Source organism: Methylobacterium sp. 142-1Y, from assembly GCF_057747795.1.
The window spans coordinates 370,120-391,742 of record NZ_JBYLEN010000002.1 but is presented as its reverse complement, the minus strand read 5'-3'; the positions used below and the strand labels follow the sequence as shown (position 1 = coordinate 391,742).

At 69.4% G+C, this 21,623-nt stretch carries 20 protein-coding genes; 15 read left to right on the top strand and 5 right to left on the bottom strand.

Annotation, left to right across the window (positions count from 1 at the left end):
• Positions 1-40 precede the first annotated feature (40 nt).
• Positions 41-706, bottom strand: a complete 666-nt coding sequence (locus AC3AOF_RS31775) for an AroM family protein (RefSeq protein ID WP_488349092.1) — start codon at positions 704-706, stop codon at positions 41-43.
• A gap of 294 nt (positions 707-1,000) precedes the next feature.
• Here AC3AOF_RS31775 and AC3AOF_RS31770 point away from each other — a divergent pair, with 294 nt between their 5' ends.
• Complete coding sequence (locus tag AC3AOF_RS31770; protein ID WP_488349091.1) at positions 1,001-1,348, top strand: BrnT family toxin; 348 nt, start codon at positions 1,001-1,003, stop codon at positions 1,346-1,348.
• A complete protein-coding gene (locus AC3AOF_RS31765; RefSeq protein WP_488349090.1) occupies positions 1,272-1,577 on the top strand; it encodes a BrnA antitoxin family protein in 306 nt (101 codons plus the stop codon). Before AC3AOF_RS31770 ends, AC3AOF_RS31765 begins: the two co-directional genes overlap by 77 nt.
• Before the next feature lie 211 nt (positions 1,578-1,788).
• Here AC3AOF_RS31765 and AC3AOF_RS31760 read toward each other — a convergent pair whose 3' ends face one another.
• Positions 1,789-2,715: an AroM family protein gene (locus AC3AOF_RS31760; protein WP_488349089.1), complete on the bottom strand. Its 927-nt coding sequence runs from the start codon at positions 2,713-2,715 to the stop codon at positions 1,789-1,791.
• 190 nt (positions 2,716-2,905) lie between these two features.
• Here AC3AOF_RS31760 and AC3AOF_RS31755 point away from each other — a divergent pair, with 190 nt between their 5' ends.
• The gene (locus tag AC3AOF_RS31755; RefSeq protein WP_488349088.1) at positions 2,906-3,985 is read left to right on the top strand and encodes an S-methyl thiohydantoin desulfurase family protein; all 1,080 of its coding nucleotides are present in this window, start codon (positions 2,906-2,908) and stop codon (positions 3,983-3,985) included.
• Positions 3,982-5,526, top strand: a complete 1,545-nt coding sequence (locus AC3AOF_RS31750; protein ID WP_488349087.1) for a hydantoinase/oxoprolinase N-terminal domain-containing protein — start codon at positions 3,982-3,984, stop codon at positions 5,524-5,526. Before AC3AOF_RS31755 ends, AC3AOF_RS31750 begins: the two co-directional genes overlap by 4 nt.
• Positions 5,527-5,642: 116 nt before the next feature.
• On the opposite strand, the gene AC3AOF_RS31745 is transcribed toward AC3AOF_RS31750, so the two are convergent.
• Positions 5,643-5,909, bottom strand: a complete 267-nt coding sequence (locus AC3AOF_RS31745; RefSeq protein WP_488349086.1) for a ribbon-helix-helix domain-containing protein — start codon at positions 5,907-5,909, stop codon at positions 5,643-5,645.
• 335 nt (positions 5,910-6,244) lie between these two features.
• Here AC3AOF_RS31745 and AC3AOF_RS31740 point away from each other — a divergent pair, with 335 nt between their 5' ends.
• The 8 genes from AC3AOF_RS31740 (at position 6,245) to AC3AOF_RS31705 (ending at position 15,872) form a co-directional block, all read left to right on the top strand.
• Entirely contained in the window at positions 6,245-7,189 is a 945-nt protein-coding gene (locus AC3AOF_RS31740) for an ABC transporter permease (protein WP_488349085.1), read from the top strand.
• On the top strand, positions 7,186-8,076 hold the full coding sequence (locus AC3AOF_RS31735) for an ABC transporter permease (RefSeq protein ID WP_488349084.1): 891 nt from the start codon (positions 7,186-7,188) through the stop codon (positions 8,074-8,076). The genes AC3AOF_RS31740 and AC3AOF_RS31735 overlap by 4 nt, the downstream gene beginning before the upstream one ends.
• Positions 8,077-8,099: 23 nt before the next feature.
• Positions 8,100-9,686, top strand: coding sequence for an ABC transporter substrate-binding protein (locus tag AC3AOF_RS31730; protein WP_488349083.1), 1,587 nt, complete (start codon positions 8,100-8,102; stop codon positions 9,684-9,686).
• 61 nt (positions 9,687-9,747) lie between these two features.
• Positions 9,748-10,749 (top strand): ABC transporter ATP-binding protein, encoded by a 1,002-nt coding sequence (locus AC3AOF_RS31725; protein WP_488349451.1) that lies wholly within the window; start codon positions 9,748-9,750, stop codon positions 10,747-10,749.
• Positions 10,746-11,831 (top strand): ABC transporter ATP-binding protein, encoded by a 1,086-nt coding sequence (locus AC3AOF_RS31720; RefSeq protein WP_488349082.1) that lies wholly within the window; start codon positions 10,746-10,748, stop codon positions 11,829-11,831. The genes AC3AOF_RS31725 and AC3AOF_RS31720 overlap by 4 nt, the downstream gene beginning before the upstream one ends.
• A 23-nt stretch (positions 11,832-11,854) precedes the next feature.
• The gene (locus AC3AOF_RS31715) at positions 11,855-13,489 is read left to right on the top strand and encodes an amidohydrolase (RefSeq protein WP_488349081.1); all 1,635 of its coding nucleotides are present in this window, start codon (positions 11,855-11,857) and stop codon (positions 13,487-13,489) included.
• A gap of 32 nt (positions 13,490-13,521) precedes the next feature.
• Complete coding sequence (locus AC3AOF_RS31710; protein ID WP_488349080.1) at positions 13,522-14,970, top strand: amidohydrolase family protein; 1,449 nt, start codon at positions 13,522-13,524, stop codon at positions 14,968-14,970.
• Positions 14,971-15,074: 104 nt separating this feature from the next.
• On the top strand, positions 15,075-15,872 hold the full coding sequence (locus AC3AOF_RS31705) for an IclR family transcriptional regulator (protein WP_488349079.1): 798 nt from the start codon (positions 15,075-15,077) through the stop codon (positions 15,870-15,872).
• Between the two features lie 416 nt (positions 15,873-16,288).
• On the opposite strand, the gene AC3AOF_RS31700 is transcribed toward AC3AOF_RS31705, so the two are convergent.
• Both AC3AOF_RS31700 and AC3AOF_RS31695 read right to left on the bottom strand, forming a co-directional pair.
• Positions 16,289-16,804, bottom strand: coding sequence for a helix-turn-helix domain-containing protein (locus tag AC3AOF_RS31700; protein ID WP_236993441.1), 516 nt, complete (start codon positions 16,802-16,804; stop codon positions 16,289-16,291).
• A gap of 274 nt (positions 16,805-17,078) precedes the next feature.
• Positions 17,079-17,990 carry a helix-turn-helix domain-containing protein gene (locus AC3AOF_RS31695; protein WP_488349449.1) on the bottom strand — a complete coding sequence of 304 codons (912 nt, stop codon included), beginning with the start codon at positions 17,988-17,990 and terminating at the stop codon, positions 17,079-17,081.
• Between the two features lie 250 nt (positions 17,991-18,240).
• Between AC3AOF_RS31695 and AC3AOF_RS31690 the strand changes: the two genes are divergently transcribed.
• The 3 genes from AC3AOF_RS31690 to AC3AOF_RS31680 are packed head-to-tail and all read left to right on the top strand — an operon-like array spanning position 18,241 to position 21,603.
• Positions 18,241-19,950, top strand: coding sequence for an FAD-dependent oxidoreductase (locus AC3AOF_RS31690; RefSeq protein WP_488349448.1), 1,710 nt, complete (start codon positions 18,241-18,243; stop codon positions 19,948-19,950).
• A gap of 48 nt (positions 19,951-19,998) precedes the next feature.
• Positions 19,999-21,237, top strand: coding sequence for an ABC transporter substrate-binding protein (locus AC3AOF_RS31685; protein WP_488349447.1), 1,239 nt, complete (start codon positions 19,999-20,001; stop codon positions 21,235-21,237).
• 30 nt (positions 21,238-21,267) lie between these two features.
• Complete coding sequence (locus AC3AOF_RS31680) at positions 21,268-21,603, top strand: NIPSNAP family protein (protein WP_488349446.1); 336 nt, start codon at positions 21,268-21,270, stop codon at positions 21,601-21,603.
• The last annotated feature ends 20 nt before the right edge of the window (positions 21,604-21,623 follow it).

The following is a 21,623-nucleotide window of genomic DNA, read 5'->3' as shown; positions in this document are numbered from 1 at the left end:
ATTCCTTCGATCAGAGGTTTGCGATCAGAGAGGCTTGCGATCAGAGAAGCTGGCGGACGGCGCCGGCAACGATCCGGCGCGACAGGAGGACGGGGGCCTCGACGGTGTCGCGGACCTCGCGGCGCATCGCCTCGGTGTAGCCCATGCAATGCATGACGATCAGGTCGCATTCGGCGAGCGCCGCGGCGCGCTCCGCCATGGCGTCGCCGGCGTATGGCGAGGCCGCCACGACCTTCGGCTCACCGCGGAAGACGTGCCGCGCCGGGAACTCCGCGACCTGGCGGGCGAGCGGGACCATCACCCCGAGCTTCGGGCACGAGGCGGCGAGCGCCTCGACGGTGGCATCGACGATGCGCTGGGATTCGACAAGGAGCGTGTTCGCGAGCGGTTCGACCTGCGTGCCCGTGCACAGGAGCACGACCGCGTCGTGGCCGTGGCGATCGATGGCCTTGAGGAGATCCGACAGGCGCTCCTCGATGCGGTCTTTCGACAGCACCGCCTCGCGCCCGTCGCGCAGGCGGCTGGCGAAGGAGGCCTCGCCCTCGCGCGGGTGCAGGGCGGCGATCTCGGCCTGCGAGGCGTCGTCGAGCACGCCGTATTCCCGCACCTCGACCTCACCGCCGATCTCGGCCAGCATCTCCGGCACCATGTCGATCCGCGGCGACTGCCCGATCGTCACGAAAGCGAGCCGGTTCGTCCGTCCCATCCTGTCACCTCCGCTCCGGCGCTGTCGGCCGGACCGAAGCTAGTCCCGCGCCGGACGAGCCGGCTATAGGGGAGGGCCCTTAGATCGGGCAGGATGAAATGCCGGGCATCTGCCCGCGGAGGAGGCAGGCGGGGGCGTGTCGGGCCCGATTCTCCGGGCCTCGCGACTATCGACGCCAGCAATCAACCGCTGCGGGAGGGGCGGCCCGGTGAGCAAGCCGGGCCGCGCTCGTGCATCATCGACGATGCCACGGTTTCGTTTTGGCGGAATAGCCATCATTATGTAAAATCGGGCATGGGCGAGAACGAGCGAACCGAATGGGATGATCCGAAAAACGATCTCAATATCGGCCTGCGTGGGATCGATTTCGCAGGACTGGAGGCGGCCTTCGATGGGCGGCTTTCGGTCGTTCGCATCGACATGCGGCGCGACTACGGCGAACAGCGCTGCAATATGATTGTCGAGATCAATGGCGTGATCTTGAATATCACGTTTACCCAGCGCGGCGAGAAATATCGGATCATTTCCGCCCGTCTCGCCAACCGCAAAGAAAGGAGGTTGTACCATGCCCAGCGACAAGACAGGGAAACCGACGCAGGATCGCACGAACTGGGCGGCCCTCCGTGCCCTGTCCGAGGATGAGATCGAACGCCTCGCCGACGAGGACGAGGACAACCCGGCCACGGTCAGCGACGACGAGTGGGCGCACGCCACCATCGGCCTGCCCCCGGCCAAGACCGCGATCCATGCGACGTTCGACCGGGACGTGGTGGAGTTCTTCAAGCGCGGTGGGCGGGGCTACTCCACCCGCATGAACGCCGTCCTGCGGCGCTACATGGAAGCCCAGCAGGCCAAGAAGGCCGGTTCCTGAAATCGATCATGCGGTGCTCGCAGCCGGACCCGGACGACTGGAACGAAGTGGATAAGGATCTGGACCAGCGAAGAAGTTTGCGAAACGTCCCTCTCACCCCCTTCAGAACGCTTCACGATCGCGCTGCAATCGCGAAGCTCTCTAAGTCTTTGGTTTGCCGCATTTTCTGCGACGAACCGGTTTCCACTTCGTCGGAAAAATGCTCTAGCCCCTATGCATCCGGCGCCTCCGCCGCCATCACCAGCCGGATCAGCGCCCCCAGCGAGCCCACTTCCATCTTGCCCATCACCTTGGAGCGGTGGATCTCCACGGTCTTCGGGCTGATCGCGAGCTGGCGGCCGATCGCCTTCGAGGTCAGCCCTTCCGCCATCAGCGAGAGCACTTGGCGCTCGCGCGGGGTGAGCCGGGACAGGCGCTCGCCGTAATCGGCCAGTCCGTTGCGCGGCTCGCCTGCGGGCTCGCCGCCCTGGTCGAGCAGCAGCCGGATCGCCCCCGCGACGATGCGGCGGGCGAGCACCACGGGCCGGCCCGTCGCCCGCGCGACGATCGCGCGGTCGCGCTCGTCGAAGGCGACGGAGTTCAGCACGATCACCTCGCAGCCGCCGAGATCGACGATGGCGCGGGCGAGCGCATCGCGGTCGCCCGGCATCGCGTGGGTGATGCTGACCGGGTAATCGGCGAGGGTGGGGAGCCGGACTTCCTCGATCTGCCGGGCGATCGGCTGCACGATGCCGAGGCGCTGCTCCTCCGCCGCGAGCGCCCGGATGCCGGATTCGATGGCGCGCTGGGCGTTCACCATCGGGGTCGGGCTGTCGAAGTCGCGCAGCAGCCCGGTCGAGAGGATCACCACGAGGTCGAACTCGCGCGGGCGCAGGGAGGCCAGGATCGCCGCCATGCGCTCGCCGACTGCGGCCTTGGATACGACGACGTCCTCGCCGCTGCGCAGGCGGGTGACGAGCGACGCCTCGCCGGCCTCCGGCACGAGGGCAGCGATCTCGGCCGGCGACAGCCCGTCGAGGGCGCCCCGCTCGACCGGCTCGACCGGCCCGTTCAGCTGCAGCAGGATCTCCGGGACGATGTCGTCCCGCGGGCTCTGGCCGGCCTCGATGAACACCACGCGCTTGAGGCGACCCGCCACGAAACGTCTGCTCCTGGCTCAAGCATTTTCCGACGAAGGGGATACCGGTTCGTCAAGGAAAATGCGGTAAAATCGAAATCCTGGAGCGGCGTCCGATGGCAACGCGATCCGACGCCGCTCTAGGGGCCTCTCCGGATAGGCGGGGCCCGCGCCCGACCTTACCCTCGCCGCCGATCAGTGAGGAGGGGTCATGATCCGCGAATTCGAGCCCGAGGAGATCGCGCCCCTCGGCATCGGCGCCTGGATCCTCGGGACGGGCGGCGGCGGCAGCCCGTACCTCGCCGAGCTCAACCTCAGGACGCTCTACGCCGAGGGCAAACGCTGCCGGCTGATCGACCCGCGGGCGCTCGACGACGACGACCATGTGGCGGTCGTGTCGAAGATGGGCGCGCCGCTCGTCGGCCAGGAGCGGCTCGTCGATCCGGCGCATCTCGCCCGCGCCGTCCGGCTGATGGAGGAGGTCACGGGCAAGCGGTTCCGCGCCGTGATGAGCGTCGAGATCGGCGGCGGCAACGCCGTCTCGCCGTTCCTGGCGGCGGCGCATCTCGACATCCCGGTGGTCGATGCCGACGCGATGGGGCGCGCCTATCCGGAGGCGCAGATGACGAGCTTCGCCATCGGCGACCTCCGGATGTACCCGCTGACCCTCGTCGATTGCCGCGACAACGAGGTGGTGGTGGCCCGCGCCGCCTCCTGGACCTGGATGGAGCGGATCTCCCGCAAGGCCTGCACCGAGGTCGGCTCGACCGCCGCGACCTGCAAGGCACCGCGCACCGGACGCGAGGTCAAGCAATGGGGCGTCCTCGACACCGTCACCAAGGCGACCGGCCTCGGCCGGGCGGTGCTCGAGGCGCGGGCCGCCCACACCGACCCGGTCGCCGCGGTGGTGGCGCATGAAGGCGGCAAGGTCCTGTTTCGCGGCAAGATCGGCGACATCGACCGCACGGCGACGGGCGGCTTCCTGCGCGGCTCGGCCCGCATCGACGGGCTCGGCGACGATGCCGGCAGCCGCATGGAACTCGCCTTCCAGAACGAGTGGGCGGTCGGCTTCCGGGACGGGGTGCCGGTCGTGATGACGCCGGACCTGATCTGCGTCCTCGACACGGTCTCGGGGGAGGCGATCGGCACCGAGACCGCGCGCTACGGCCAGCGCGTCACGGTGGTGGCCTTGCCCGCGCCCGACATCCTCCTGTCGCCGAAGGGCCTCGCCCATGTCGGCCCGCGGGCCTTCGGCTACGACATCGACTTCACCTCGGTCTTTTCATCATGAAGCGCATCGGCATCGACGTCGGCGGCACCAACACGGATGCCGTGCTGATCGACGGCACCCAGGTCCTCGGCGCCGTCAAGACGCCGACCACCGCCGACGTGATGTCGGGGGTGCGCGCCGTCATCCGAGACCTCGGGGCGGCGGTCCCGCTCGCGGGGATCGACGCCGTGATGATCGGCACGACGCACTTCACCAACGCGGTGGTCGAGCGCGCCCGGCTCGAACGGGTCGGGGCGATCCGCATCGCGCTGCCGGCGGCCCGCTCCCTGCCGCCGACGGTGGACTGGCCGGACGACCTGCGCGACGCCGTCGATCCGCTGTCGGTCATGGTGGCCGGCGGCCACGAATATGACGGGCGCGAGCTGGTGCCCCTCGACCGCGCCGCGATCCGGGATGCGGCGTCCCGCATCCGCGACGCCGGCATCACCTCGGTCGGCGTCACCGCCCTGTTCTCGCCGCTGACGGCCGTGTGCGAGGAGGAGGCGGCAGACATCATCCGCGACGTGATCCCGGGGGCGAGGGTGACGCTCTCGCACACCCTCGGCCGCATCGGGCTTCTCGAGCGCGAGAACGTCACGCTGCTCAACGCCGCGCTGCAATCCCTCGGCCTGCGGACGGTGGCGGCCTTCGAGGAGGCGCTCGCCGCGTCGGGCATCGCGGCGCCATTCTTCCTGACCCAGAACGACGGCACCGTCGTGCTCGCGGAGGTGGCGGCGGCCAACCCCGTCCACTCCTTCGCCTCGGGTCCCACCAACTCGATGCGCGGCGCCGCCTTCCTGTCGGGCCGCGACGGCGCGATGGTGGTGGATGTCGGGGGCACGACCAGCGACGTCGGCTCGCTCGTCAACGGCTTCCCGCGCGAGGCCAACAACGTCGTGGCGATCGGGGGCGTGCGCACGCTGTTCCGCATGCCCGATCTCCTGCCGATGGCGCTCGGCGGCGGCACGATCATCGATCCCGTGTCGGGCGCGATCGGGCCGCGCTCCGTCGGCTACCGCATCACCGAGAAGGCGCTGGTCTTCGGCGGCGACACGCTGACGGCGACCGACATCGCGGTGGCGGCGGGCCGCGTCGAGATCGGCGACCGCGACCGCGTGCGCCACCTCGATCCCGGCTTCGTCGCCCTGATGCTGGCGCGCATCGCCGGGATGGTCGAGGAGGGCGTCGACCGGATGAAGAGTTCGGGCGGCGCGACCGAACTCGTCGCAGTGGGGGGCGGCGCCTTCCTGATTCCGGACCGGCTCGAGGGCGTCAGCGAGGTCGTGCGCGTCGCCCATGCCGGCGTCGCCAACGCGCTCGGCGCCGCGATGGCGCAGATCTCGGGCGAGGTCGACCAGATCTTCTCCGACCTCTCCCGCGACGCGGCACTCGCCGAGGCGCAAGGAATCGCCGAGCGCCGGGCGGTCGAGGCCGGGGCCGAGCCCGGCAGCCTCAAGGTCATCGAGGTCGAGGACATCCCGATCGCCTACCTGCCCGGCGGGGCCCGCCGCGTCCGCGCCCGCGTCGTCGGCGACGTGCGGGAGCGGGCGACCGTCGCCTGAGGGAGGATGCAGCGCGACCGGCGGCGAAGCGCTCGGTCTGCGTCAGCCCGAACCACTTCAGGCCGAACAGGAAGATGTCGAGCAGGTCGTCTTCGGCCCGCCGAGTCAGGCGGTCGCTACTCACGCAAGCTGCCGCGGGCGCGGGCGATGTCCTTCGCCTGCGTGACGATGTCATCGATACTGCGCGGGCCGACGCCGCTCGCCTTCGCGTCCGCGACGAGGCTGCGCAGTTCTTCGGCGCTGATCTCCTGCGTGCGACGCTCGCGGTCACGGCGAACGAGGTCGCGCACGTCATCGCTCGAACTGGCGTAAGCGCCATTCGTGATCTGAGCCTCGACCCACGCCTTCATCGGATCGGGCAAGGATACGGTCACGGTTGCCACCGGTGCCTCCCTCAAGGCGACCAAAAATATGAAGTAATCACAATAGTTCATATGCGACGCCGCCGGGACGCCCGCCCGATGGGAACGCCAAATCGTATTGCTGAGCAATACGATCGAAGCGTCCATCGCGACGAATGGCTTGAACCGGGGCCATTCCCTGTTACCCTGGCCTAGACCTTGCAGGTCCCTTGACGGATTAAGCCACTCGCGGGAGGGCTCACTTGACCGGGCTCAGGGACGACACGGCATCGAACGGTCCATGGAACGCCGGAGACCTGCCGGCGCCGCGGGACGACCGTCCCCGGCCGGCACGGGCACGGGGATTCTAGGCGCCGATGCTCCGCACGATCCTGCAACGGCTGCTCCTCGCCGTCCCGGTCCTCCTCGGCGTGCTGCTCGTCGGATTCCTGTTGATGCAGGTCGTGCCCAACGATCCGGCGGTGGTCCGCGCCGGGCCGACGGCGACGCAAGACGTCATCGAGGCGATCCGGCGCGATCTCGGCCTCGACCAGCCGCTCTGGATCCAGTTCATGATCTATCTCGGGCGACTGCTGCGGGGTGATCTCGGCGTCTCGATCATCAACAACATGCCGGTGATCGAGGAACTCGGGAACACGATCGGACCGACGCTCGAACTGATGCTCGCCTCGCTGATCTGGTCGGTGCCGCTCGGCATCCTGCTCGGCACGGTCGGCGCCTACTGGCGCGGCCGCTGGCCCGACCGGCTGGTGGTGGCGGCCTCCGTGGCCGGCGTCTCGGTGCCGGTCTTCCTGCTCGGCCTCGGCCTCGTCTGGCTGCTGGGCTTCCACTGGCAGCTCCTGCCCTTCACCGGCCGCACCGGGCCGCTCTGGACCTGGGAGGGGCTCCAGGGCGTGATCCTGCCGGCGGTGACGCTCGGCGGCGTCTTCGTCGGGCCGGTCGCCCGCATGACCCGCAGCTCCGTCCTCGACGTGCTGGGGGCCGACCACGTCCGCACCGCGCGGGCGAAGGGCCTGACGGAGCGGGCCGTGGTGCTCCGCCACGCGCTGCGCAACGCGCTGATCCCGGTCGTCACCCTGATCGGTCTGCAGATCGGCTTCCTGCTCGGCGGTGCGGTGGTGGTCGAGACGATCTTCAGCTGGCCCGGCATCGGCCGGCTCGCCGTCGGGGCGATCCTGTCGAGCGACGCGCCGATGGCGCAGGGCACCATCATCGTCCTGTCCGCCGGCTTCATCCTCATCAACCTGATCGTCGACGTGCTCTACGCCTTCCTCGATCCCCGCATCCGGGAGGCCCGATGAGCAGCCCCGTCGCGCTCACGCCCGAGGCGAGCCCGCACGCCGCCTTCGCGGTCACCGCGCGTCCCTCCGTCCTGCGCTTCCTCCTGCGCGAGCCGGCGAGCGCCGCGGCCCTGGTCGCCGTCGCGCTGCTCGTGCTCGCGGCGCTCCTCGCGCCCTGGCTCGCACCGACCGATCCTTACGCGGGCGACCTCGCCAACACGCTCAAGGCCCCGGGCGATGGCTTCCTCCTCGGCACCGACGGGCAGGGGCGCGACATGGTCACCCGGCTGCTGTTCGGCCTGCGGATGACGCTCGCGATGAGCAGTATCGCCGTCGTGATCGGCTGCGGCCTCGGCGGCCTCGTCGGGTTCGCGGCGGCCTATTACCCGCGCGTCTCCGGCCTGCTGATGCGGCTGATGGACGTGCTCCTGTCGTTCCCGGCGATCCTGTTCGGCCTCGCGTTGACGGCGATCGTCGGGCCCGGCCTCACGGCGGTGCTCGCCGCGCTCTCGATCGCCACCATCCCGCTGATGGCGCGGGTGGTGCGGGGGGCCGCGATCGTGGTGCTGCAGCAGGACTACATCGAGGCCGCCCGGGCGATCGGCATGGGCGACGGCCGTATCCTGACGAAGTACGTCCTGCTCAACTGCCTGTCGCCGATCTTCGTCTTCGTCACCCTGCGCTTCGGCCAGGTGATCCTGCTCGGCTCGCTCCTGTCCTTCATCGGGCTGGGCGCACAGCCGCCGACGGCCGAACTGGGCGCCATGGCGTCGGACGGGCGCAACTTCCTGTTCTTCGCCCCCCACGTCTCGGTCCTGCCGAGCCTGCTGATCTTCGTCGTCGTGCTTGCCTTCAACGTGCTCGGCGACGGCCTGCGCGACGCCCTCGACCCCCGGATGCGCCGCTGACGATTCGAGAGGATGGATCTTTGATGACGATGTTCGCGCGGACCGCCCTGGCGGCCGGCCTCTCGCTGCTCGGCCTCGCCCCGGCTCTCGCCCAGACCAAGGCGCCGCTCACCATCCTGCGCGTCATCGACGCCGACCGCTACGATCCCGTCCGCTCGACCGCGACCGCGGCCTCCGAGATCCTGTTCATGCTGGCCGACACCCTGGTCAGCCTCGACTTCGACATGAAGACGGTGAAGCCGTTCCTGGCCAAATCCTGGACCCGGTCCGAGGACGGCCGGACCTACACCTTCGACCTGCGCCAGGACGTGAAGTTCTGCGACGGCCGGGCGATGACCGCCGAGGACGTGGTCTACTCGCTCAAGCGCTGGATCGATCCGGCCACCCGCTCGCCGGTCGCCAACCGCGCCGGCAAGGTGAAGGACATCCGCGCCACCGACGACCACACGGTGGTCTACGAGCTGCAGGAGCCGTCCAGCGACCTCCTGTACCAGCTCACGCAATCCTTCGGCTCGATCGTCGACAAGAACACGGTCGAGAAGCTGGGGCAGAATTTCGGCGTCCAGGGCTTCAATGCCACCGGGCCGTATTGCTGGGTCAGCTGGACGCCGCGCCAGGATCTCGTGATGAAGAAGAATCCCTATTACATCTGGGGGCCGCCGATCTACAAGAACCCGAAGCCGGAGATCGACCAGATCGTCTGGAAGGTGGTGCCCGAGGCCAACACCCTGATGGCCGCCATGCAGGCGCGCCAGGCCGACATCACCTACTACCCGCCGCTGTTCTCGATCGACACGATGCAGCGCGTCCCGGGCCTGAAGGTGCAGCAGCAGAAGGACTACATCTACGACGTCTTCTTCGCCTTCCGGGTGAACAAGCCGGTCTCGAGCGATCCGGCGATCCGCCGCGCCGCCAACATGGCGGTCAACAAGGACGCGATCGCCAAGGCGGTCTATTTCGGCCACGGCACGCCGCTGCACTCGCTCTTGAGCCCGACCGTGCTCGACTACGACGCCAAGGCGGCGACGCTGATGCCGAAATTCGATCCTGCCGGCGCCGCCAAGGTCCTCGACGAGGCCGGCTGGACGCCCGGGCCGGACGGCATCCGGGTGAAGGACGGCCAGAAGGCGAGCTTCCTGGTCTACGGCATCCGCGACGACCAGAACCCGCGCATCTCCGAGGCGATGCAGGCCGACCTGCGCAAGGTCGGCATCGACATGCGGATTCAGCTCTGGGACGCGACCGTCGCCTGGGGCAAGCTCGCGACGCAGGAATTCGACGCCTTCATGCTGTCCTATCCCTACGGGACCGCGACCGAGGCCCTGAGCCTCTACTTCAAGAGCACGCAGGCTCCGACGCCGAACCGCATGAACTGGAAGGACGAGAAGACCGACGGGCTCATCGACGCCGCCGCGACCGCGACCGACCCCGCCAAGCGCCGGGAGGCGAATGCAGAGACGCAACGCCTGCTCACCGCCGCCAATGTCTGGATCCCGCTCGTCACGCGCCAGCTCTGGGTCGTGTCGGGCGACCGCGTCGAGGGCGTGCGGCCGCACGGGCTCTACGGCGCCGGGCTCTACAAGGGCCTCGACCTGAGCCTGAAGCGGTAGGGGGGCCGATCCGTTGCCTCTCGCCGCCGCCCGCCCGACCTCGATCCCGGCCGAACCGACGATCACCCCGCGCGGCGCCTCCGCGCCGGCGCCGATCCTCGACATCCGCGACCTCGTCACGACCTTCGCGACGCCGCGGGGCGCGATCCGTCCCGTGGACGGCGTCTCGCTCTCGGTGCCCGCCGGGCGCACGCTCGGCATCGTCGGCGAGAGCGGCTGCGGCAAGAGCATGCTGTCGCTCTCGCTGATGGGGCTCGTGCCGGCGCCCGGGCGGGTGACCGGGGGCTCGATCCGGCTCGAGGGGCGCGAGCTCGTCGGGATGGCACCAGGCGAGTTCCGGCGCTTGCGGGGCAGCCGCATCGCGATGATCTTCCAGGAGCCGATGACGAGCCTGAACCCGGTCCACACGATCGGCTATCAGATCGTCGAGGCCCTGGCGGGCCACGAGAAACTGCCCGCCCGGGCGCTCAAGGAGGCGGCGATCGCGGCGCTTCGCCAGGTGCGCATCCCGGCGCCCGAGCGGCGCTTCGACGAGTATCCCCACCAGCTCTCCGGCGGCATGCGCCAGCGGGTGATGCTCGCCATGGCGCTCGCCTGCCGCCCGGCGCTCCTCATCGCCGACGAGCCGACGACGGCTTTGGACGTGACGATCCAGGCGCAGATCCTCGACCTCCTGCGCGAGCTGCAGGCCGAGACCGGCATGTCGATCATCCTGATCACGCACGATCTCGGCGTGGTCGCAGAGGTCGCCGACGAGGTGGCGGTGATGTATGCCGGCCGCATCGTCGAGCGCGCGCCGGTCGCAGCGATCTTCGACGATCCCCAGCACCCCTACACGATCGGCCTCATGGGCTCTATGCCGCGGATGGAGGACGAGCGCGACCGGCTCGTGGTGATCGGCGGCACCGTACCGCCGCCCTTCGCCCTGCCGGCGGGGTGCCGGTTCAACCCGCGCTGCCCCTTCGCCGAGGAGGAATGCCGCTCCGGCTACCCGCCGCTCGCCGACCTCGCGCCGGGCCATGCCGTCGCCTGCTGGAAGGCCCCCGTGGAGGCGAACGGATGACCCCGATCCTCGAACTCGACGACGTGCGCAAGCACTACCCGGTGCATCGGGGCCTGATCCTGCGCCGGCAGGTCGGCACTGTCGGGGCGGTCGACGGCGTGTCGCTGCGCATCGCCGCCGGCGAGACGCTGGCGGTGGTGGGCGAGAGCGGCTGCGGCAAGTCCACCCTGGCGCGGCTCGCGCTGCGGCTGATCGAGCCGGGCGGCGGCGCGATCCGCGTCGAGGGCCGCGACGTCACCCGCGACGGACGGGCGGCGTTGCGGCCCCTGCGCCGGCAGATGCAGGTGATCTTCCAGGACCCGTTCGCGAGCCTCAACCCGCGCATGTCGGTCGAGGAGATCCTGGCCGAGCCGATGCTGGTCCACGGCATCGGCGACGCCGCCGCCCGGGCGGCCAGGGTGCGCGAACTCCTCGGCCTCGTCGGCCTCGCGAGCTACCACGCCGACCGCTTCCCGCACGAATTCTCCGGCGGCCAGCGCCAGCGCATCGGCATCGCCCGGGCGCTGGCGCTCAAGCCCCGGCTGATCGTCTGCGACGAGCCGGTCTCGGCCCTCGACGTCTCGATCCAGGCGCAGGTGGTGAACCTGCTCAAGGACCTGCAGGCGGAGTTCGGCCTCGCCTACCTGTTCATCTCGCACGGGCTGGCGGTGGTGAAGCACATGGCCGACCGGGTGGCGGTGATGTATCTCGGCCAGGTCGTCGAGACCGCCCCGGCAAAGGCGCTCTACGCCGCGCCGCGCCACCCCTACACGCAGGCGCTGCTCGCCGCCGCTCCGGTGCCGGATCCCGCCCACCGTCACCAGCGCCCGACGCTCGGCGGCGACGTGCCGAGCCCGATGAACCCGCCCGCCGGGTGCCGCTTCCACACCCGCTGCACCTTCGCTCAAGCGCGCTGCCGCGAGGAGGTGCCGGCGTTGCGGCCGATCGGACCGGCGCACGAGGCGGCCTGCCACTTCGCCGAGACGATCCCGGCCTTCACCCGCTTCGGTGCCGGCGAGCGCCATCCGCGGCTCCAGGCCCGGCTGGCGCTCTACGAGCGGAAGCGCGCCGCGATGATCGCGGCCGAGACGAATGCGGCGTGATCCGACAGGAGGCAGAGAGACAGATGGCGGCGTTCCCGAAAGCCGAGACGATCCTGACCAACGGCCGCGTCTTCTGCGGGCTCAAGGAGGGCATGGCGGAGGCCGTCGCGCTCTGGGCCGGCAAAGTGCTGGCGACGGGTTCCGCGGCCGAGCTCGAACCGTTGATCGGGCCCGGCACCCGCGTGATCGACCTGCGCGGCCGGCTCGCGACGCCGGGCCTCTACGACGCCCACATGCACCTCCTGCCCTACGGGCTCGGCATGCTGGACGTCGACGTGACGCCGGCGGCAGCCCGTACCCTCGACGATCTCCTCGGCAAGATCCGGGCGCGGGCGAAGGCGCTGCCGCCGGGCCGCTGGATCCTGGCGCGGGGCTACGACCAGTTCGAGCTCGACGTGAAGCGGCATCCCCTTCGCGAGGAACTCGACGCCGTCGCGCCCGATCACCCGGTCTCCCTCGTGCGCGCCTGCGGCCACGTGACGATCGCCAACTCGATGGCGCTCCGGCTCGCCGGTATCGACGAATCGACCCCGGTGCCGCAGGGCGGCGCGATCGAGCAGCAGAACGGCCGCCTGACCGGGCTCCTCGCCGAGACCGGCCGCGACCGGTTGAAGGCCGTTCTGCCGGCCCCGACCGACGAGGACCTGGTCGCAGGCATCGAGCGGGCGGGCGAAGCGTGCCTGTCCTACGGCATCACCAGCGTCATGGATGCCGGGGTCGGCATGCGCGCGGGCTACCGCGAGGTCGCCGCCTACCGCAACGCCCAGCGCAGCCTGCGCCTGCCGGTGCGGGTCAACCAATGCCTGCTCGGCGGACCCGGCGGCATCGTCGAGCAGGCATTCGCGGACGGCGTGATCACCGGCACCGGCGACGACATGCTCCGCGTCGGCCCGGTCAAGATCTTCACCGACGGCAGCGCCGGCGGGCGCACCGCAGCCATGTCTCAGGCCTATCTCGGCGAACCGGAGACGCACGGGCTGTCGCTCCTGACCGACCCGGAGATGGACGCCTTCGTCGCCGACTACCACGCCAAGGGCTACCAGCTCGCCGTCCACGCGATCGGCGACGCGGCGATCGAGCAGACGCTCGACGCCTTCGAGACGGCGCTGACGGCGATGCCCGACCCGGCGCGACGCCACCGCATCGAGCATTGCGGCTTCAACAGCTCAGGCCAGATCGACCGCATGGTGCGGCTCGGCGTCGAGCCGGTGCCGCAGCCGGTCTTCATCTACGATTTCGGCGATCTCTACGTCTCGGTGCTGGGCGAGGCGCGGGCCGCGGCCTCCTACCCGATGAAGACCTGGCTCGATCACGGCCTCGCGGCGGCGGCCTCCAGCGACGCGCCGGTCTGCGACATCGATCCGTTCCCGAACCTCTACACGATGCTCACCCGCAAGACCTCACGCGGCACGGTCATCGGTGGGGACGAGCGGCTGTCGCTGCCCGAGGCGCTGCACGCCTACACGGCGCTCGGGGCGTACGTGAACAAAGCCGAGGGGCATCGCGGTCGTCTCGTGCCGGGGCTGGCCGCCGACATCGCGGTGTTCTCGCGCGACATGACGAAGGCCGCGCCGGACGAGATCCTGTCCGACACGCGCTGCGAGCTCGCCATCCGCGGCGGCACGGTCGTCTACGACCGCGGCGGCGAGGCCGCCTGACATAGATCGACGAGCGAAGGGGAGGGGGACCCGTGACCGACACCGCTGGCGCGACGCACTACCGGAACTGCGACTGGATCGTCGCCTGGGACGCCGAGGCCGGCTCCCACATCTACCTGCGGAACGCCGACCTCGCCTTCTCGGGCAAGGACATCGTCTTCGTCGGCAAGAATTATGACGGCCCGGTCGCGACCGAGATCGACGGCGCCGGGCTGATGCTGATCCCGGGCTTCGTCGACATCCACTCCCATCCCGGCCACGAGCCCGGCTGGAAGGGGATGCTGGAGGAGCTCGGCAGCGCCAAGCTCGGCCAGAGTTCGCTCTACGAGTTCATGCCGGTCTTCAACATCGGGCCGGGTTACGCCAGGCACGCAAGGCGCGTCGCCGTCTCGGAACTCCTGAAGAGCGGCGTCACGACGATCTGCGACCTCGGCCAGCCGACCCCCGACTGGCCCGAGCATTACGCCGAGACCGGGATCCGGGCCGTGCTCTGGGCGATGTTCCGCTCCGGGCCGTGGAAGACGACGAACGGCCACTCGGTCGAGTACGACCTCGACCCGGCCCGCGGCGACCGCGCCTTACGCGAGGCGATCGACCTGATGGACGAAGCCGGCCGCCACCCGAGCGGGCGCATCTCGGGCCTGCTCTGCCCGGCCCAGATCGACACGGTGACGGAGGGCCAGATCCTGGAGGCGCTGGCCGCCGCCCGCGACCGCGGCCAGCCGATCCAGATCCACGCCGCCCAGAGCATCGTCGAGTTCCAGGAGATCCTGCGCCGCACTGGCGAGACGCCGATCGGCTGGCTCGACAAGATCGGCGCGCTCGGGCCAGATCTCGTCATCGGCCACGGCATCTTCCTCAACGACCATCCCTGGCTGCACTTCCCGCACGCCGACGACTTCGCGCGCTTACGCGACAGCGGCGCCGCCGTGGCTCACTGCCCGGTGGTGTTCGCGCGCCGCGGCATCGCGCTGAACTCGCTCGGCCGCTACGTGGAGGCCGGCATTCCCTGCGGGATCGGCACCGACACCTTCCCGCACAACATGCTCGATGAGTTGCGCATGGCCTGCTACGCCAGCCGCATCCGGGCCGGCAGCTACACCGGCGCGACCACGGCCCAGGCCTTCACGGCCGCGACGAGCGGCGGCGCCGACCTGATCCGGCGGCCTGATCTCGGCCGGCTGGCCAGCGGCTGCAAGGCCGATTTCGCCGTGATCGACATGAGCAACCCGTACATGCAGCCCGATTACGAGCCGTTGCGCAGCCTGATCTACTCGGCCAACGACCGCGCCGTGCGCGACGTCTACGTCGACGGGGTCCAGGTCGTTCGCGACGGCGCGGTGACGACCTTCGACATCGCCGAGGACATCGCGATGCTGCGGCGCGGCCAGGCGGAGGTCATCGCCGGGGCCCCCGGCCGCGACTGGGCCGGGCGCAGCCTGGAAGAGCTGTCGCCGCGGGTGTTTCCGGTGCGGGGCTAGGGCCGGCCGGACGCTGGGCCACATCGCTCGGCGATACGATCGTCTTGCTCTCGTGAGCGCCCGATGGTGTAGAACGGCCGCTCACGCGAGGGACGGCTGAGCGCATGCGAACGGACGACGAGGCGGACGGGGGAGCGGATCCGCGGGGCGGGGTCAACGACCGGCTGTTCCTGCAATCGGTGGCGCGCGCGCTCGACGTGCTCGAGGCCTTCGCCGCCAGCCCGCACCCGATGTCGCTCGGCGAGCTGGCCGAGGCCGCGGGGACGAACAAGAGCGCGGCCCAGCGCATCGCGCAGACGCTGCTTGCCCGCGGCTATCTCGATCGCGGCCGCGACGGCGGCCTCGTCCCGGGCCGGCGCATCCTCGACCGTTCCTTCGACTACCTGCGCACCAATCCGCTCATCGAGCGGGCGATGCCGGTCCTCGTCGACTTGCGCAAGGTCGCCAACGAGCGCGTCGATCTGAGCCTCTTCGACGACCTCACGACGATCTATGCGGTGCGGCTGCAGAGCAAGCGCGAGACGTTCTACGCCACGCTCGCCGGCCGACGCGTCCCCACCTTCGCTTCCTCCGGCGGGCGCGCCTGCCTGGCGCAGCTGCCGGACGGGACAGTCGACGACATCCTGGCGCGCTCGGACCGCAGGCCGCTGACGCGGAAGACCCTGACCGAGCCGGCGAAGATCTGGCGCAAGGTGAAGGAGGCACGCCGCGACGGCTACGCCTTCGCCACCGAGGAGGCGCTGATCGGCGAGGTCGTTCTCAGCGCCGCCGTGCTCGCCGACCCGGGCCGGCCGCTGGGCGCGGTCCACATCGCAGGTTCGCTGAGCGAGTGGTCGATCGAGGATTTCCGCAAGCGGTTCGCGCCGCTGGCGATCGAAGCGGCTCGGGCGCTGAGCGGGTAGGGTCCGGAGCCGATCCGCGGGATCGAGTGAAGGGCCGGCGAGGCGCGAGGCTGCGTAACATCTCCCGACGGTGAATCGATCTCCGTAACCGGCTCTGTACGATGCCGAATCAGGCGCCTGCAACAATACAAGCGAGCTACGGGCGATTTATTAAATTTGATTTATATGAATATTATCGGGTGCCATATTTTTGCTGAAATATTTTTGAAGTCGGAGATTTTTGATCGGCAAATATAACATGTCCTGCATGCATCTCTTTATAGTTGCACCCTATTGTCTATTTGCAGATAATATTTTGATTGGTTGATAAATTAAAATATCACAGAATATAATAAAAAATAAAATTTGCTATATAATATTGCAGTAGAGATTTAATACAATCTATTTTGACGATCAAAGGAGAGGATGCAGTGATATCATCTCAACCCCAAGCATCCCGGAAGCGGTGGTTCCGCCAATATGACACTTCCCATAGTCCGAGAAACCGCCCCCGTTCCTCGTGACATTCGCATAAGGCGCATGGCGTTCTTTACTCCGAGCCAGATGCGCTGGACACTGGTGTGAGAGAGGCCGTGGCGTTTGGCGATCAGGCGCGAACTCCAGTGCGTGGCACCCTCGGGCCTGCGCTCCCGGGTGTCGAGGACCAGGGCTTCGACCCGAGCGTCGTCGATGCGGCGGGGTGCGCCGCTGCGGGGCTGGTCGCAGAGCCCCTCGACACGGTCACGCAGGAAGCGGTTGCGCCACTTGCCGACGGTCGCCGGGTCGAGGGCGAGATCGGCGGCAATCGCTTCGTTGGAGGCGCCCTCGTCGGCCAGCAGCAGGATGCGGGCACGCATGGCTAGGCCTTGCGCGGTCTTGCGACGCCCGGCCCACTTCTCAAGGGCGTCACGCTCGGACGGGCGCAGGTTCACCGCAGGCAGGGGACGAGGCATCGGAGCCCTCCGTAGCAGGATCTTCCCCTACGACGTTCGTCACCGAACTTGAGTGCCGGGACACTAAGCAGACTTGCGTTGGCAGGCCAACGCTTCGTCCGCTTAGATCCTTGTTTTATCGCAGATTTTATCCGCAAAACCGGCGGCCACTTTTGCGAAATCTGCTTAGGGCAGCGCCCGATTGCAACGTGATCGGGCGCTGCCCTAGACGAGGGGGATTCGGGAGATGGATCGCTCTCGCCGGGCAAGGACCCTCTTTCTGTCCGCAGACGGCCTATAAGGCTTGGGCCGTGGCCCGCGACGCACGAAACGCTTGCGGCGTCTCGCCGATCTTCTTCTTGAAGACGCGTGAGAAGTATGCCGGGTCGCGGAAGCCGAGGGCGTGGCTGATCTCGGCGAGCGGCAACGTGGTGTAGATCAGCCAGCGCTGTGCCTCGACCAGGACACGGCGCTGGATCAGCACCTTGGGCGGCTGTCCGAACCGACGCTGGCAGGCGGCGAGCAGCCGGTCCTCGGTCACGGCGAGCTGCCGGGCGTAGTCGGACACGGCTTGGACCGTGCGAAAATCCTGTTCGACGAGGTGCTGGAAGCGGGCGATCAGCGCGGCCTCCGCTGATCTCGGTGCGTCCTCCCGGCCCTGCGCGTCCACCAGACGGGCCGCCGCCACCAGGATCCGGATCAGCCCGGCCTCGATGGCGAGCATCCGGGCCGGGGCCGACCACAGGAATTCCTGCGACAGATCGGTGAAGGCGCCGGAGAGCGCGGCCACTGCCTCGGCCTCCAGGCCGCCGATGCAGGCCGCCCGGCGCAGGAGCCGGTCGATGGCCGCCTCGCCCCGGGCAACGTCGGCCGCCATCGAATCCGCCACGGTGACGACCCATCCGTCGGTGCCGGCCACGAAGTCGAAGGCGTGGATCGCCCCCGAGGGGACGACCAGCAGGGCCGGCGGCGTGATCGGGAAGTGCTCGGCCTCGGCACGCATCACGCCACCGCCCTGCGTGACGAGCAGGATTTGGTGCAAGTCCGCATGGGCGTGGGGCGCGATGGTCCAGTGGTGCCGGCCGCTGCGCAAGCGGATCGGCTCGACGTGCAGGAAGCGCGCCTCGACGCTCTGGACCGGCTCCCCGTAGAGAAGAAAGCGCTCGACCGGCGCGGCCTGTCCGGATTCCCGTCTCGTCTGCGCCATCCGCCCCCTCCCGGACACGCCGCGGCCCGCGCGGGAAAAGTGCAATCGAACGCGGCATCTGTCCATTGTGCCCTGCGGGCCATCCGGTAGCCTCCGTGCATGGTCCTCGCGAGGCGTCAGAGCTTGCGAGAGACGGGAGGCAACAGGCGGGGAATCGAGGGCGCGACGCGCCCGATGCCACGGGGTCCGGGCGGTCGAACCGCCGGTCCCGCGCATCCCGGCTCCGCAATACCCGGGAGAGGATGAAGCCATGGCGCCCCAGGCAGCCAGCGATCTCGCTTGCGACGTGCTCGTCGTCGGCTCCGGTGCCGGTGGTCTCGCGACCGCGATCACGGCGCGGAAGCGCGGCCTCGACGTGCTGGTGATCGAGAAGGAGCCGTTCTTCGGCGGCACCACCGCCTTCTCGGGTGGGGTTCTGTGGGTGCCCGGCAACCCGCACGCGGAGCGCGCCGGTCTGTCCGACACGCGCGAGGCTGCCCGGACCTATCTGCGCCACGAGGCCGGCAACGCCTACGACGAGGCGGCGGTCGAGGCGTTTCTCGACGCGGGCCCGCGCATGATCGAGTTCTTCGAGCGCGAGACCGAGGTCAAGTTCGTACTCTCGGGCTATCCCGACTACCATCCGGACGCGCCGGGCGGCGCCAAGGCCGGCCGCTCGGTCACGGCGGCGGCGTTCGATGCACGCAAGCTCGGGCGCGAGATCGCCCGGCTGCGCCCGCCGCTCGAGACGATCACCTTCATCGGAATGATGTTCAATTCCTCGAACGAGGATTTGAAGCATTTCTTCCGGGCGACCCGCTCGCTGACCTCTGCGGCTTACGTGGCGCGCCGCCTCGCCCGGCATCTCAAGGATCTCGCGATCCACCGCCGCGGCGTCCAGATCACCAGCGGCAACGCGCTGGCGGCGCGGCTGGCCAAGACGGCCTTCGACCTCGGCATCCCGATCCGGACCGGCACCGCGGCCGAGAGCCTGAGCGTCAGCGACGGGCGGGTGACCGGAGCGGTGGTGCGCGATGCGGAGGGTGAGCGCCGCATCGCGGCCCGGCGCGCCGTGGTCCTGGCTTGCGGCGGCTTCCCGCACGACCGGGAGCGGGTCTCCGAGGCCTATCCCCACGTCAAGCGCGGCGCCGAGCACCTGTCGCCGACGCCGTCCGGCAATACCGGCGACGGCATCCGCCTCGGCGAGGCGGCCGGCGGCGCGTTCGAGATCCGGATGGCCAACGCGGCGGCCTGGATGCCGGTGTCGCGCGTGCCCCTCGGCGGGGGGCGCACGGGGGTCTTTCCCCACCTCGTCGACCGGTACAAGCCCGGCGTCGTCGCGGTGAACCGGCACGGGCGGCGCTTCACCAACGAGGCGAATTCCTACCACGACACCGGCGCGGCGATGATCCGCGACGGCGAGGGGGCGGGCGAGACCGCGGCCTGGCTGATCTGCGATCATCCGACGATCCGCAAATACGGCCTCGGCTACGCCAAGCCGGCGCCGGTCCCGATCGGCCGATATGTCCGCAACGGCTATCTCGTCTCCGGCCGGACATTGCCCGAGCTCGCGCAGGCCGCGGGTATCGATCCGGACGGGCTCGTCGCGACGGTCGATCACTATAACCGCGGCGCCGCGCGCGGCGAGGACCCCGCCTTCGGTCGCGGCTCGACCGCCTTCAACCGCTTCCTCGGCGATGCGGAGCACCGGCCCAACCCCAACGTCGCGCCGATCGTGAAGGGGCCGTTCTACGCCCTCAAGCTGGTCATGGGCGATCTCGGCACATTCGACGGCCTGCGCACCGATACGGTCGGACGCGTGCTGCGCCCCGATGCTCATCCGGTCGCGGGCCTCTACGCGGTCGGCAACGACCGGGCCAGCATCATGGGCGGCGCCTATCCGGGGGCCGGGATCACGCTCGGGCCGATCATGACCTTCGGCTTCATCACCGGACACCACCTCGCGGACGAAGCGGCCTGACAGAAGCCGCCCGCGCATCACCAAACGACGAAGAATGGAGGAGACGCCATGACCCTCGACCGCCGCACTTTCGTGCGCGCCGGCCTCGCCGGGCTCGCCATGATGCCCGCATCCCTGAGCCGGGCCCAAGCCGCCAACACCATCCGCATCGGCGTCATCACCGACATGTCGGGTGTCTACCGCGACGTCTCGGGGCCGACCACCGTCGCCTGCGTCCAGCAGGCCGCCGACGAGTTCATGGCTCAGACCCCCGATATCAAGGTCGAGATCCTCACCGCCGACCACCAGAACAAGCCGGATGTCGGGCTGACCATCATCCGGCAATGGTTCGATCGCGGCGGCGTCGACCTGATCGAGAATGTCGGCAACAGCTCGATCGCGCTCGGCTCGCGCGGCATCATCGAGGAGAAGAGGAAAGCGGCGCTGATCACCACCGCCGGCAGCTCGGATCTCACCGGCAAGAGCTGCAGTCCGAACTGGGTGCACTGGTCGTGGGATTCCTGGTGCCTCGCCCACTCGACCGCCACGTCCCTGGTGCGGGTCGGCGGCGACAGGTGGTTCTTCATCACCGCCGATTACGCCTTCGGCCACGCGGCCGAGGCGGACGCGTCCCGCTTCGTCAAGGCCGCCGGCGGCAAGGTGCTCGGCGCGGTGCGCTATCCCCTCGGCAGCACCGCGGACTTCTCCTCCTACCTGCTCCAGGCCCAGAGCAGCGGCGCCAACGTCATCGCCTTCGCCAATTCCGGCAGCGAGCTGATCGCCTGCCTCAAGCAGGCGCAGGAATTCGGCATCGAGGGCAGCGGGGTGCGACTCGCCGCGATGGTCGGCTACGTCACCGACGTGCTCGGCATGGGGCTGCCGGTGGCCAAGGGCCTGTCGCTCACCGAGACCTTCTACTGGGACCTCAACGAGCGGACCCGCGGCTTCACGAAGCGCGTCAAGCCGCGGCTTGCCGCCAACGTCCTCCCCAACATGAGCCAGGCCGGCGATTATGCGGGGGTGCTCCACTACCTCAAGGCGGTCAAGGAGCTCGGCGTCGCGCAGGCCAAGGCCGACGGGCGGGCGGTGATCGAGCTGATGAAGCGGATGCCGACCGACGACGACGCCTTCGGGGCGGGCCGCATCCGGGCGGACGGGCGCAAGATCCACCCGGCCTACCTGTTCGAGGTGAAGAAGCCGGAGGAGAGCCGGGGCGCGGGCGACGTCTACAAGCTCGTCTCGACCATGCCGGCCGACGAGGCCTTCCGGCCCGAAGCGGATGGCGCCTGCCCGCTCGTCCGCTCCTGATTCCCGCTCAAGACCCGTGAGGACACCTTCATGACGCTCGATGCGGCAATCGTCGACCTGCGCACCTACACCATCCGCCTGCGCGGCATGACCGAGTTCCTCGACGTCTTCGACCGGCTCGCGATGCCGGTGCAGCTGAAGTATCTCGGCGCCCCGCTCGGGATGTTCACGAGCGCGGTCGGCCCCCTCAACCAGGTCGTCCACCTCTGGGGGTTCGACGATATGGGCCAGTTCGAGGCACGTCACGCCGCCCGGGACCGGGACCCGGACTGGCCGGCCTATCTCCAGGCCTCCGCCCACCTGATCACCGCCCAGGAGAACCGGCTGATCCGGAGGGCGGTCCTGCCGTCCCTGGCCGAGCGGTGATCGCCGTGCACGCATCCTCA